Annotated in this window: 13 protein-coding genes; 8 read left to right on the top strand and 5 right to left on the bottom strand. The window is 69.4% G+C overall.

Translation table 11 applies throughout. The annotated features are described in order from the left end of the window. Positions 1-902 (bottom strand): M81 family metallopeptidase (locus ACE3Q3_RS19795; protein ID WP_374448966.1); only part of this gene is annotated, 902 nt, incomplete at its 3' end. A gap of 86 nt (positions 903-988) precedes the next feature. Continuing rightward, positions 989-1,807: a universal stress protein gene (locus ACE3Q3_RS19790; protein WP_374448965.1), complete on the bottom strand. Its 819-nt coding sequence runs from the start codon at positions 1,805-1,807 to the stop codon at positions 989-991. A 237-nt stretch (positions 1,808-2,044) separates the two neighbouring features. On the opposite strand from ACE3Q3_RS19790, the gene ACE3Q3_RS19785 reads away from it, so the two are divergent. From ACE3Q3_RS19785 to ACE3Q3_RS19750, 8 genes are all read left to right on the top strand, one after another. After that, positions 2,045-2,800, top strand: coding sequence for an ABC transporter ATP-binding protein (locus ACE3Q3_RS19785; protein ID WP_374448964.1), 756 nt, complete (start codon positions 2,045-2,047; stop codon positions 2,798-2,800). Continuing rightward, positions 2,793-3,497, top strand: coding sequence for an ABC transporter ATP-binding protein (locus tag ACE3Q3_RS19780; RefSeq protein WP_374448963.1), 705 nt, complete (start codon positions 2,793-2,795; stop codon positions 3,495-3,497). The genes ACE3Q3_RS19785 and ACE3Q3_RS19780 overlap by 8 nt, the downstream gene beginning before the upstream one ends. A 44-nt stretch (positions 3,498-3,541) precedes the next feature. Beyond that, a complete protein-coding gene (locus tag ACE3Q3_RS19775; RefSeq protein WP_374448962.1) occupies positions 3,542-4,750 on the top strand; it encodes an ABC transporter substrate-binding protein in 1,209 nt (402 codons plus the stop codon). Positions 4,751-4,778: 28 nt separating this feature from the next. After that, positions 4,779-5,666, top strand: coding sequence for a branched-chain amino acid ABC transporter permease (locus ACE3Q3_RS19770; protein ID WP_374448961.1), 888 nt, complete (start codon positions 4,779-4,781; stop codon positions 5,664-5,666). 10 nt (positions 5,667-5,676) lie between these two features. Then, positions 5,677-6,627 (top strand): branched-chain amino acid ABC transporter permease, encoded by a 951-nt coding sequence (locus ACE3Q3_RS19765; RefSeq protein WP_374448960.1) that lies wholly within the window; start codon positions 5,677-5,679, stop codon positions 6,625-6,627. A 20-nt stretch (positions 6,628-6,647) separates the two neighbouring features. Further along, on the top strand, positions 6,648-7,082 hold the full coding sequence (locus ACE3Q3_RS19760) for a VOC family protein (RefSeq protein WP_374448959.1): 435 nt from the start codon (positions 6,648-6,650) through the stop codon (positions 7,080-7,082). A gap of 158 nt (positions 7,083-7,240) precedes the next feature. After that, positions 7,241-7,435: a hemin uptake protein HemP gene (hemP, locus tag ACE3Q3_RS19755; protein WP_374448958.1), complete on the top strand. Its 195-nt coding sequence runs from the start codon at positions 7,241-7,243 to the stop codon at positions 7,433-7,435. Between the two features lie 127 nt (positions 7,436-7,562). Beyond that, the gene (locus ACE3Q3_RS19750; RefSeq protein ID WP_374448957.1) at positions 7,563-9,740 is read left to right on the top strand and encodes a TonB-dependent receptor; all 2,178 of its coding nucleotides are present in this window, start codon (positions 7,563-7,565) and stop codon (positions 9,738-9,740) included. A gap of 36 nt (positions 9,741-9,776) precedes the next feature. On the opposite strand, the gene ACE3Q3_RS19745 is transcribed toward ACE3Q3_RS19750, so the two are convergent. The 3 genes from ACE3Q3_RS19745 to ACE3Q3_RS19735 form a co-directional block, all read right to left on the bottom strand. Further along, positions 9,777-10,532, bottom strand: a complete 756-nt coding sequence (locus tag ACE3Q3_RS19745) for a peptidase (protein ID WP_374448956.1) — start codon at positions 10,530-10,532, stop codon at positions 9,777-9,779. A 31-nt stretch (positions 10,533-10,563) separates the two neighbouring features. Beyond that, a complete protein-coding gene (locus ACE3Q3_RS19740) occupies positions 10,564-11,505 on the bottom strand; it encodes an alpha-E domain-containing protein (RefSeq protein ID WP_374448955.1) in 942 nt (313 codons plus the stop codon). Between the two features lie 18 nt (positions 11,506-11,523). Then, a partial coding sequence (locus tag ACE3Q3_RS19735) for a circularly permuted type 2 ATP-grasp protein (RefSeq protein WP_374448954.1) occupies positions 11,524-12,018 on the bottom strand: 495 nt, incomplete at its 5' end.

Below are 12,018 nucleotides of genomic sequence, written 5' to 3'. Positions count from 1 at the left end.
TGGTCGATGAGCAGGACCGGCCCCTCCGTCATCGTCTTGGCGCGGGCGACCGAGGTGGCGAGCGGCTCGGCCTCGTAGACGAACTCGGCCCGGTGCTCCCAGGCGGCATCAAGGAGCTCGAGCGCCGCGCGCGCGGCCCGCTGGCCGTCGCGGTCGGCGACGGCGACGACGCTGAGGCCGGGCGCCGGGATGTCCGCCATGGGGAAGCCGCCGAAGACGCTGACCGCCAGCAGCCCCTCGGCCTCCTGCCGGCGGGCGCGGTCGATGAGCGGGCCCATCGGCGCCTCGTCATGGCCCATGCGCAGCGTGTGCGGGATCATCGGCCGGCCGCCCCAGGCCATCACCGGCACCACCTTGCCGGCGACGGCATCGAGGACGATGCGGCCGGCATGGGCGCCCGCCGCCGCCATGTCGATGTGCGGGTAGGTCTTGTAGCCGACGAGCGCGGTGCAGTTGCGGACCATGCGGTCGGTCATGTTGGCGTGGAGGTCGAGGGCGACCGCGATCGGCAGGTCCGGACGCAGGTGCCGGATGCGCTCCAGCAGGGTGCCCTCGCCGTCGTCGGTCGTCTCCGCCACCATGGCGCCGTGCAGGTCGAGGAAGAGCACGTCGCAGCCGGCGTCGACCGCCTCCAGGATCGGCCGGCACATGCGCTCGTAGGCGTCCGCCTCGACCGGCCCCGACGGCGCCGCCGAGGCGGCGATCGGCGTGACGACGGTGCAGCCCGCCTTCTCGGCGAGATCGAGGAAGGCGCCGAAGCCGGTGTTGGTGCCGCGGAAGGCGTCGCGCGCGGCCGCGCCGTACCACGGCTCGCCCGAGCCGCGACCGAAGCGCGCGAGCGGCGTCGGCACCGGCGAGAAGGTGTTGGTCTCGTGCTTCATCATGGCGACGACGGCGCGCATCGGCGGCGGGCTCCCCGGGGACTGTGGCGCCGCCATCGTCGGCGCTTCGCCCCGGCCGCGTCAACGCGGCGGGGGCGCCGGACAGACTACCGCGACAGGAGGATGGGCCGCCGGGCGCGGGCGAGGATGGTGCGGGTGGCGCCGCCGAAGAGGAACTCGCTGATCCGCGACTGGCCGGAGGCGCCCATGACGAGGAGGTCGGCAGCGACGCGTTCGGCATGGTCGAGCAGCGTCTGCCCGACGTCGGCGCCGGCGAGCCGGTCGACCGTCACCGGCACGCCGTGGCGGGCGAGGTGGCGGGCGATGTCCGTACCGGGGTCGGCGCCGAGGAGCCCGGCGATCTTCGGCTCCGGCACGACGGCGAGATGGACGGCCTCGGCCGCGACCAGGAACGGCAGGGCGTCGGCGACGGCGCGGGCCGCCTCGCGGCTGGCGTTCCAGCCGACGAGGACGCGGCCCGGCAGCCGCGCCGGCGGCCAGTCGGCGGGCAGCAGCAGCGTCGGCCGGCCGGAGGCGAAGATCACGTCGAGCGACGGCCCGAGGACCGTCGTCGGCATTTCGTCCGGCCGCGGCGGACCGACGATGGCGAGGTCGGCATGGCGGGCGTGGAGCATCAGCGCCTCGCCCGTCTCGTTCCGCGAGCCCCGCCACTCCGAGGTGATGGCGCGACCATCGGCGACCCGCGCGAAGGCCTCGGCAGCGGCCGCCCGCTCCCGCTCCTCGACGGCGCGGTGATGGTCGAGCATGCCGCGCAGGCCGTCGCCGATGGCGAAGCCGGCATGGCGGTCGAGGGCGACGTCCCGGGCGACGAAGGTGGCCACCAGATGGGCGCCCCAGCGCTCGGCCAGCGCCGCGGCGAAGGCGAGGCGCTGGCCGGCGTCGGTGTCGCCTTCCAGGAAAACCACGATGTCCTTCGGCCGCATCGCCCGTGCCCTTCCGCGTCGTCCCGTCCCGGATCGTAGGGCGCCCTCGCCGGCCGCCGCTCCGGGCGGTTTGCCGCATGGCGATGGCGCAAACCCGGCGCGCGAGGGTGATCGCTTGCCACCGCTCGGGCGGTTGAGTAGCTTCCACATCGACAAAGAGCCGGAATCGCGGAAATCCCGGCCGCCAGGGAAGCGTTCACTCTGAGAGACGGCTGGGGCATGGCGGGCGAATACATCCTGGAGACCCAGGATCTCACCAAGGAATTCAAGGGCTTCGTTGCCGTCCGCAAGGTCAACCTCAAGGTCCGGCGGCACACGATCCATGCCCTGATCGGCCCCAACGGCGCCGGCAAGACGACCGTCTTCAACCTGTTGACGAAATTCCTGACGCCGTCGGCCGGGCAGATTCTCTACAACGGCCGCGACATCACCAGCAGCAAGCCGGCCGCGGTCGCCCGCAGCGGCATGGTGCGGTCGTTCCAGATCTCGGCCGTGTTCCCGCACCTGTCGGTGCGCGAGAACGTGCGCATCGCGCTGCAGCGGCCGCTCGGCACGTCCTTCCATTTCTGGCGGTCGGAGCGCTCGCTGGAAAGCCTGCACGACCGCGCCGACGAACTGATCGAGGCGGTGGGTCTGACCGAGTTCCGCTCGGCCGTCGCGGGCGAACTGCCCTACGGCCGCAAGCGCGCGCTCGAGATCGCGACCACGCTCGCCCTGGAACCGGAGATGATGCTGCTCGACGAGCCGATGGCCGGCATGGGCGGCGAGGACATCACCCGCATCGCCACCCTGATCGAGAAGGTCGCCAAGGATCGGACGGTGCTGATGGTCGAGCACAATCTCAGCGTCGTCGCCTGGCTCTGCGACACCATCACGGTGCTCCAGCGTGGCGAGATCCTGGCCGAGGGCCCCTACGAGCAGGTCTCGAAGAACCCGGCCGTCGTCGAAGCCTATATCGGGACCGGTCATGGCTGAGCCGCTTCTCGCCGTCTCCGACCTCCACGCCTTCTACGGCGAGTCGCACGCGCTCCACGGCATGACCCTCGACATCCGCGAGGGCGAGGTGGTGACGCTGCTCGGCCGCAACGGCGCCGGCAAGACGACCACCATCAAGTCCATCATGGGCGTCATGGGCCGGCGCTCGGGCTCGATCCGCTACCGCGGCCAGGAACTGATCCGCCTGCCGTCCAATGCCATCGCCCGGCTCGGCATCGCCTGGTGCCCGGAGGAGCGCGGCATCTTCGCCAGCCTCGACGTGCGCGAGAACCTGATGCTGCCGCCGCCGGTCCGGGCGGGCGGGATGCCGGTCGAGGAGATCTTCACGCTCTTTCCCAATCTGAAGGAGCGGCTGCGCAGCCAGGGCACCAAGCTGTCGGGCGGCGAGCAGCAGATGCTGGCGATCGCCCGCATCCTGCGCACCGGCGCCACCCTGCTGCTGCTCGACGAGCCGACCGAGGGGCTGGCCCCGGTCATCATCCAGCAGATCGGCCAGGTGATCCGCACGCTGAAGCAGCGCGGCTTCACGATCCTCCTGGTCGAGCAGAACTTCCGCTTCGCAGCCACGGTCGCCGACCGCCACTACGTCGTCGAGCATGGCCGTGTCATCGACATGATCGAAAATTCCGAGCTCGCGCAGAAGACCGACCGGCTGCACGAGTATCTCGGGGTCTAGAACAACACCCGCATTTTCGGCGTCCACAGGGAAGGAACAGGGCCATGAAGCTGAAGCAGGCATTGCTCGCAGGCGCCGCCGTCGTCCTCGCCGCCGGCGGGGCGTCGGCGCAGATCTCGGGCGACGTCGTCAAGATCGGCGTCCTCAACGACCAGTCGTCGCTCTATGCCGACATCACCGGCCAGGGTTCGGTGACGGCGGCGCGGATGGCGGTCGAGGATTTCGGCCCGACGGTCAACGGCAAGAAGATCGAGATCGTCTTCGCCGACCACCAGAACAAGCCCGACGTCGGCTCGAACATCGCGCGGCAGTGGATGGACCGCGACGGCGTCGACGCCATCGTCGACGTCCCGACCTCCTCGGTGGCGCTGGCGCTGGCGCCGCTCATCAAGGAGAAGAACAGGGTCTTCCTCAACTCGGGCGCCGCCAGCTCCGACCTGACGGGCAAGGCGTGCCAGCCGACCACGGTGCATTGGACCTACGACACCGTCGCCCTCTCCAAAGGCACCGGCGGCGCGGTCGTGAAGGCCGGCGGCGACACCTGGTACTTCCTCACCGCCGACTACGCCTTCGGCCACGCGCTCGAGCGCGACACCGCCGACGTCGTCAAGGCGGCGGGCGGCAAGGTCCTGGGCCAGGTCCGCCATCCGCTCAACACGCCCGACTTCTCGTCCTTCCTGCTGCAGGCGCAGGCCTCCAAGGCCAAGGTGATCGGGCTCGCCAACGCCGGCGGCGACACCATCAACTCGATCAAGCAGGCGGCCGAGTTCGGCATCGTCGCCGGCGGCCAGAAGCTGGCGGGCCTCCTCGTCTTCATCACCGACATCCACGCGCTGGGCCTGCAGACGGCCCAGGGCCTGCAGCTGACCGAAGCCTTCTACTGGGACCAGAACGACGAGACGCGCGCCTTCACCAAGCGTTTCGAGGCGGTCATGAAGAAGAAGCCCAGCATGGTCCAGGCCGGCGTCTACGGCGCCGTCCTGCACTATCTGAAGGCGATCAAGGAGGTGAACACCGACGAGGGCGAGAAGGTCGTCGCCCAGATGAAGAAGATGCCGATCAACGACTTCATGACGAAGAACGGATCGGTGCGCGCGGACGGCCGGGTCGCCCGCGAGATGTATCTCTTCGAGGTCAAGAAGCCGAGCGAATCCAAGGGCGCGTGGGACTACTACAAGCTGGTCCGCACGATCCCGGGCGACGAGGCCTACCGTCCGCTGAAGGACGGCGGCTGCCCGTTCGTCAAGGGCTGAGCCGGAAAGCCGGGCGAGGCCGAAGCGGATGTTCGAGCTCATCGGCATTCCCCCGCAGGCGCTGTTCGGACAGCTCCTGATCGGGCTCATCAACGGCGCCTTCTACGCCATGCTGAGCCTGGGGCTCGCCGTCATCTTCGGCCTCCTCAACATCATCAACTTCACCCACGGCGCCCAGTACATGATGGGCGCCTTCGTCGCCTACCTGTCGCTGACCCATCTCGGGCTCGGCTACTGGTGGGCGCTCGCCCTGGCGCCGATCGCGGTCGGCGCCTTCGGCATCCTGCTCGAGCGCACGATGCTGCACCGGCTCTACAAGCTCGACCATCTCTACGGGCTCCTGCTCACCTTCGGCATCGCCCTCATCGTCGAGGGCTTCTTCCGCAACGAGTACGGCTCCTCGGGCCTGCCCTACGCCATCCCGGCCGAGCTGCGCGGCGGCTACAATCTCGGCTTCATGTTCCTGCCGACCTACCGCGCCTGGGTGGTGCTGGCCTCGGTCGTCGTCTGCTTCGGCACCTGGTTCGTGATCGAGCGCACCAAGCTCGGCGCCTATCTCCGGGCCGCGACCGAGAACCCGACGCTGGTCCAGGCCTTCGGCATCAACGTCCCGCGCATGATCACGCTCACCTACGGCTTCGGCGTGGCGCTCGCCGCCTTCGCCGGCGTCATGGCGGCGCCGATCTACCAGGTGAGCCCGCTGATGGGCGCGAACCTCATCATCGTCGTCTTCGCCGTCGTCGTCATCGGCGGCATGGGCTCGATCATGGGGGCCATCGTCACCGGCTTCTCGCTCGGCATCATCGAGGGGCTGACCAAGGTCTTCTATCCGGAAGCCTCGAACACCGTGATCTTCGTCATCATGGCGATCGTGCTGACGATCAAGCCGGCCGGCCTCTTCGGCCGCGCCGCCTAGAGGGGTGACGATGGACCGCGCAACCCGGATCACCTTCCTGGCGATGGTCGCCCTGCTGCTGGTGGCGCCCTACTTCCTCTATCCCGTGTTCCTGATGAAGGTGCTGTGCTTCGCGCTCTTCGCCTGCGCCTTCAATCTGCTCGTCGGCTATGTCGGGCTGCTGTCGTTCGGCCATGCCGCCTTCTTCGGCTCGGCCGGCTACGTCACCGCCTACACCGTCAAGGCCTGGGGCCTGCCGCCGGAACTGGGCATCCTGCTCGGCGCGGCGACGGGTGCGGCGCTCGGCCTCGTCATCGGCTGGCTGGCGATCCGCCGCCAGGGCATCTATTTCGCGATGATCACGCTGGCGCTGTCGCAGATCGTCTTCTTCTACGCGGTGCAGGCGCCGTGGACCGGCGGCGAGGACGGCATCCAGTCGGTGCCGCGCGGCCACCTCTTCGGCATCGTCGACCTGCACGACCCGATGGCGATGTACCTGACCGTCCTGGCGCTGTTCCTCGCCGGGTTCCTCATCGTCTACCGCATCATCCACTCGCCCTTCGGACAGGTCCTGAAGGCGATCCGCGAGAACGAGCCCCGCACCATCTCGCTCGGCTACGAGACCGATCGCTACAAGCTGATCGCCTTCGTCCTGTCGGCGACGCTGGCCGGCGTCGCCGGCGGCACCAAGTCGCTGGTCTTCCAGCTCGCCTCGCTCACCGACGTGCAGTGGCAGATGTCGGGCGAGGTCGTGCTGATGACGCTGGTCGGCGGCCTCGGCACCATCTTCGGGCCGATCGTCGGGGCGGCCGTCATCGTCACCATGCAGAACTACCTGGCCGAGTTCGGCTCCTGGGTGACGATCATCCAGGGCGCCATCTTCGTCGTCTGCGTGCTGACCTTCCGCCGCGGCATCGTCGGCGAGATCATGGGCCGGTTCGGCCCCAAGGGCGCCGCCCCGACCGGCGGCGGCGGGCACTGATACGCGGGGGGAGGTCGACGATGCGAATCCAGGCGCTCGGGCATGTCGTCCTCAAGGTCCGCAACCGCGAGAAGGCGGAGGCCTTCTACGGCGGCCTCCTCGGCCTGCCGATCGTCGCCCGCTTCGACCGCATGGGGATGACGTTCTTCAGCCTCGGCAACCACCACGACTTCGCGGTGGCGGCGGTCGGCGACGACGCGCCCGGACCGGTCCGCGAGGGCGTCGGGCTCGCCCATGTCGCCTTCAAGATCGGCGACGACGTCGCGACCCTGAAGAGCGCCAAGGCGGAACTGGAGGCGGCGGGCGTCTCGACGGTGGCGGCCGACCACGGCGTCAGCAAGTCGCTCTACTTCAGCGACCCCGACGGCAACCGCGTCGAACTCTACGTCGACCAGTCGGACTCCTGGCGCCGCGACCCGCAGACGGTCGCGGCCTACCAGCCGCTGGAACTCTAGCTCCCGGCCTCTCTCGCGTTCCGACCCCGGGTGTGGCCGCTGCGCCGCACCCCGCCACGACGGTCGCATCGGATGATGCGAATGAATTGCGTTTTCATAGTGCGGCTGCTAACGATCCGTCCCGAGGGGAAGCGAACTCTACCGGATCGACGAGGGACATGACCGGCAGCTCCGCCGCCGCGGGCCCGCGCCCGGCGGCCGCCAAGACCGCGAAGCGGGAGACGCCGCAGCGTATCCGCAGGCTCGACGCCGGATGCCTCTTCGGCGACGGGCGGGAATGCATCATCGTCCACGGCGACAGCGAGTACCGGCTGCGCGTCACCAGCACCGGGAAGCTGATCCTCACCAAGTGACCGTCCGCCCGCGCGGGCGGAACATCCGCGACCAAGCCAGCCAGCCCGAGGCCCGACCTCGATTCCGCCAGCCAGCCAAGTCTTCCACCAGACCGATCTGCCGGATCGAACATCGAGGGGGTTATCCATGTCCAGTTCCCGGAAGCCGCCGGCCCGACCGTCGGCGCGCGCCATCGGCCTCGTCTCGCGCAGCGTGCTCGCCTGGGCGGCCGCCGGCGCGGCCATGACGCCGGCCGCCACGCTGGCCCAGACCGCAGCGCCCGCGCCGGCCGTGCAGCTTCCGGGCGTCAGCGTCACCGCCCCTCCGCCCGAACCCTACAAGGCGGACCAGGTCCAGTCGCCGAAATTCACCGCCCCCCTCCTCGACACGCCGCGCACCGTGACGGTGATCCCGCGCGAGGTCATCCAGGACCGCGGCTCGACCTCGCTGACCGACGTCCTGCGCACCACGCCCGGGATCACGCTCGGCGCCGGCGAAGGCGGCGTGCCGTTCGGCGACCGCCCCTTCGTGCGCGGCTTCGATTCGCAGAACGACATCTTCATCGACGGCTTCCGCGACCAGGGCTCGCAGTTCCGCGATCCCTTCAACATCGAGCAGGTCGAGATCATCAAGGGCCCGAGCTCGGCCTTCACCGGCCGCGGCGCCACCGGCGGCTCGATCAACATCGCGACCAAGCGCGCGAACGAGAAGAACTCGATCGCCGGCGACCTCACGGTCGGCAGCGGCTGGACCAAGCGGGCGACCGCCGACATCAACCAGAAGGTCTTCGACACCGTCGCCGTGCGCCTCAACGCGATGATCCATGACGGCGAGATCCCGGGCCGCGACGAGGTCGAACAGAAGCGCTGGGGCTTCGCTCCGTCGGTCACCTTCGGCCTCGGCCGGCCGACCCAGCTCACCCTCAGCTACTACCACCTGCAGGGCGAGGGCGTCCCCGACTACGGCCATCCCTTCGACCCGCGCACCGGCAAGCCGGTCGACGTCGACCGCGACAATTTCTACGGGCTGCTCGCGCGCGACTTCCAGGACTACCAGGTCGACACCGCCGCCGCCGAGTTCACCCACGACTTCAGCGACACGCTGAAGTTCCGCAGCCGGGTGCAGTACAGCCGCTCGACCAACGACTACGTCGTCACCGTCCCGGCCTTCCCGAACGGCACCGACTACACGACGGTGCGGCGCAACGTCCGCCAGCGGGACAGCAAGAACGAGATCATCTCCAACCAGACCGACATCACGACCGAGTTCCGCACCGGCTTCCTGCGCCACAAGCTGAGCACCGGGGTCGAACTGGTGCACGAGAAGTCCAGGACCACCGGCCGCGAGTTCAACGACGCCTCGACCGGCGCCTACGGCCAGACCATCCAGAACGCCTACACCAACGCGCCCGCGGCCGACCTCGCCAATCCCAACCCGAACGATCCCTGGACCGGCGCCTATCGCAGCACGACCTCGACCAGGACCAAGGCGACCACGCTGTCGGCGTTCGTCTTCGACACGGTCCGGATCGGCGAGCAGTTCGAGATCTCGGGCGGCGCGCGCGTCGACCGCTTCGAAGCGGAGAGCGGCGCCAACACGTCCGACGACACCTCCTTCAACTGGCAGATCGGGGCGGTCTGGAAGCCGCTCCCCAACGGCAGCGTCTACGCCTCCTACGGCACCTCGACCAACCCCTCGGCGGAGGGGCTGTCGGTCTCGACCGGCACGGCCGCACTCGATCCCGAGAAGAACGCCAGCTACGAGGTCGGCACCAAGTGGAACTTGCTGCGCGACCGGCTGCAGGTGACGGCCGCCGCCTTCCGCACCGAGAAGACGAACGCGCGGGTCAACGACCTGGGCGGCGTCACCGTGCTCGACGGCGAGCGGCGGGTCGACGGCTTCGAGGTCGGGCTCTCCGGCGCCATCACGCCCGACTGGAAGGTCTTCGGCGGCTACACCTTCATGAAGAGCAAGATCGTCGATGACGGGCCGGCCGCGTCCAACGACGGCAACGAGATGGCCAACGTCGCGCCGCACAGCTTCAGCATCTGGTCGACCTACCGCTTCCTCCGCGACTGGACGGTCGGCGGCGGCGCCTTCTACTCCAGCGAGCGCTGGGCCAACGACGCCAACACCCGCAAGCTGCCGGGCTACTGGCGCTTCGACGCCATGCTCAGCTACGACATCACGGAGAATGTCGGCCTGCGCTTCAACGTCCAGAACCTCTTCGACGAGACCTACTACGACTCGGCGCACACCAGCGGCGGCTTCGCCTACGTCGCCCCGGGCCGCACCTTCCTGTTGACGACCGCCGTCAGGTTCTGACCGGCCGCCCCTCCCGCCCCGCCGGGCGGGAGGGGTTCAGGCCCGCGGCGCCTCCGGCATCCAGTCGGGCCGGGCGATGGCGCGGTGCGCCTCGCGCAGGGCGGCCGACCAGCGCTCCCGGATCATCCGGAAATAGGGGTCGTCCTCGCCGATCCGGCGGTTGATCTCCGCCCGCTGCGCATCGCGGCGGAAGACCATGAGATCGATCGGCAGACCGACCGTGAGGTTGGAGCGCAGCGTCGAGTCCATCGAGATGAGCGCCAGCTTCACCCCGTCGGCCAGCGCGGTGTCGAACCGGACCGCGCGGTCGAGGATCGGCTTGCCGTACTTGTGCTCGCCGATCTGCAGGAAGGGGGTGTCCTCGGTCGCCTCGATGAAGTTGCCGGCCGAGTAGACCAGGAACAGGCGGAGCTGGCGGCCGCGGACCTGGCCGCCGATCAGGAAGCTCGCCTCGAAGCCGATGCTCTGCTGCCGCATCGCCTCGCCGTCGAGATGCCAGACCTTGCGGATCGCCTCGCCGGTGAGTTGCGCCGCCCGGAACATGCTGGGCACCGAGTAGATGCTCTCCGACATGCCGGACACGTCGCTGTCGAACCCGTCGGCCAGCAGGTTGATGACCGCCTGGGTGATCGCGAGGTTGCCGGCCGAGGCGAGGCAGATGGTCCGCTCGCCCGGCACCTCGAAGAAGTGCAGCTTGCGGAACGTCGAGATGTTGTCGACGCCGGCGTTGGTACGGGTGTCGGCCAGCATGACGAGCCCCTCGGCGAGGAGGAGGCCGACGCAGTAGGTCATCGCAAGGGTACCGGTCGGGTGGGCGTGGATCTCAGGTCAGGTACTGCTTCGACACTTCCTGCCCGAGCCGGACGTTGCTGTCGATGAATTCCGTCAGGAACTCGTGCAGCCCCAGCTGGAACACGTCGTCGATGCGGGTGTAGCGCAGCCGCGCATGGATCTGTCCGGCGATGCGCTCCGCCTCGCCGTGGCGGCCGTAGGCCCCGGCCAGAAGGTCGAGCGTGCGGGTGATCTCGACGAAGCAGGCGGCGAGCGAGCGCGGCATCTCCGGCTTCAGGATCAGCAGTTCCGCCACCAGCCAGGGCTTCACCTCGCGGCGATAGATCCAGTGGTAGGCGCGACCGGCCGACACCGCCCGGAGCACCGCCGTCCACTGCACGTAGTCGAGCCCTCCGCCCACGGTCTCGTAGGTCGGCAGCAGGATGTTGTACTTGACGTCGAGGATGCGGGCCGTGCTGTCGGCGCGCTCGATGAAGGTGCCGAGGCGGGTGAACCAGTAGGCGTCGTTGCGCAGCATGGTCGAGCTGGCGCAGCCGGTGAAGAGCAGCGACCGCTCCTTCACCCAGTCGAGCACCCGTCGCACCGTGTCGGGTGCGAAGTCCTGGTCGGTGAAGGTCCGCGCCTGCAGCCAGGAGCCGTTGACGGCATCCCACATGTCGGCCGAGAGCGCCGTGCGGACGGCGCGGCCGTTGCGCCGGGCGGTCTGGATGCAGGACAGGATCGAGGACGGGTTGTCGGGATCGCGGGCGAGGTAGTCGATCGCCGCCTCGGCCGTCGCCGCCGGGTGCTTGCGGTAGAACCCGTCCTCGCAACCGGCGGCGACGATCGTCGAGTGCCACTCGGTCTTGCCGGCGCCGACGACGTTGCCCACGGCGGCCAGCCGGTAGCCCGCCTCCAGGATGCGCGCCATGTTCTCGGCCCGCTCCATGTAGCGGGCGAGCCAGAAGAGGTTGTCGGCGGTCCGGCTCAGCATCCTCGTCAGCCCTCCCCGTCAGCTCTCGAGGACCCAGGTGTCCTTGGTCCCGCCGCCCTGGCTCGAGTTGACCACCAGAGAGCCGTCGCGCAGCGCCACCCGGGTGAGGCCGCCCGGGACGATGCTCACCTTCTCGCGGCCGACCAGCACGAACGGGCGCAGGTCGACGTGCCGCGGCGCCACTCCCTGATCGACGAAGGTGGGACAGGTCGAGAGCGCCAGCGTCGGCTGGGCGATGTAGCGCTCGGGCCCGGCCTTGATCTTGGCGGCGAAGGCCTCGCGCTCGGCCCGGCTGGCGTGCGGGCCGACCAGCATCCCGTAGCCGCCGGAGCCGTGCACGTCCTTCACCACCAGTTCCGCCAGGTGTTCCAGCACATAGGCGCGCTCGTCGGGCTTGGCGCAGGACCAGGTCGGCACGTTCTTCAGGATCGGTTCCTCGCCGAGATAGAAGCGCACCATCTCCGGGACGTGGATATAGACCGCCTTGTCGTCGGCGATGCCGGCGCCGACGGC

It is taken from the genome of Allostella sp., assembly GCF_041913585.1.
In the GTDB taxonomy this organism is placed as follows: domain Bacteria; phylum Pseudomonadota; class Alphaproteobacteria; order ATCC43930; family Allostellaceae; genus Allostella.
The sequence above is the reverse complement of the archived record's forward strand: the minus strand, read 5'-3'. Positions and strand labels throughout refer to the sequence as shown.

Coding starts and splice junctions, on each gene's coding strand:
- ACE3Q3_RS19750 (WP_374448957.1), top strand. CDS start 7,563: ATGTCCAGTTCCCGGAAGCCGCCGGCCCGACCGTCGGCGCGCGCCATC.
- ACE3Q3_RS19760 (WP_374448959.1), top strand. CDS start 6,648: ATGCGAATCCAGGCGCTCGGGCATGTCGTCCTCAAGGTCCGCAACCGC.
- ACE3Q3_RS19740 (WP_374448955.1), bottom strand. CDS start 11,505: ATGCTGAGCCGGACCGCCGACAACCTCTTCTGGCTCGCCCGCTACATG.
- hemP (WP_374448958.1), top strand. CDS start 7,241: ATGACCGGCAGCTCCGCCGCCGCGGGCCCGCGCCCGGCGGCCGCCAAG.
- ACE3Q3_RS19745 (WP_374448956.1), bottom strand. CDS start 10,532: ATGACCTACTGCGTCGGCCTCCTCCTCGCCGAGGGGCTCGTCATGCTG.
- ACE3Q3_RS19765 (WP_374448960.1), top strand. CDS start 5,677: ATGGACCGCGCAACCCGGATCACCTTCCTGGCGATGGTCGCCCTGCTG.
- ACE3Q3_RS19775 (WP_374448962.1), top strand. CDS start 3,542: ATGAAGCTGAAGCAGGCATTGCTCGCAGGCGCCGCCGTCGTCCTCGCC.
- ACE3Q3_RS19770 (WP_374448961.1), top strand. CDS start 4,779: ATGTTCGAGCTCATCGGCATTCCCCCGCAGGCGCTGTTCGGACAGCTC.
- ACE3Q3_RS19780 (WP_374448963.1), top strand. CDS start 2,793: ATGGCTGAGCCGCTTCTCGCCGTCTCCGACCTCCACGCCTTCTACGGC.
- ACE3Q3_RS19785 (WP_374448964.1), top strand. CDS start 2,045: ATGGCGGGCGAATACATCCTGGAGACCCAGGATCTCACCAAGGAATTC.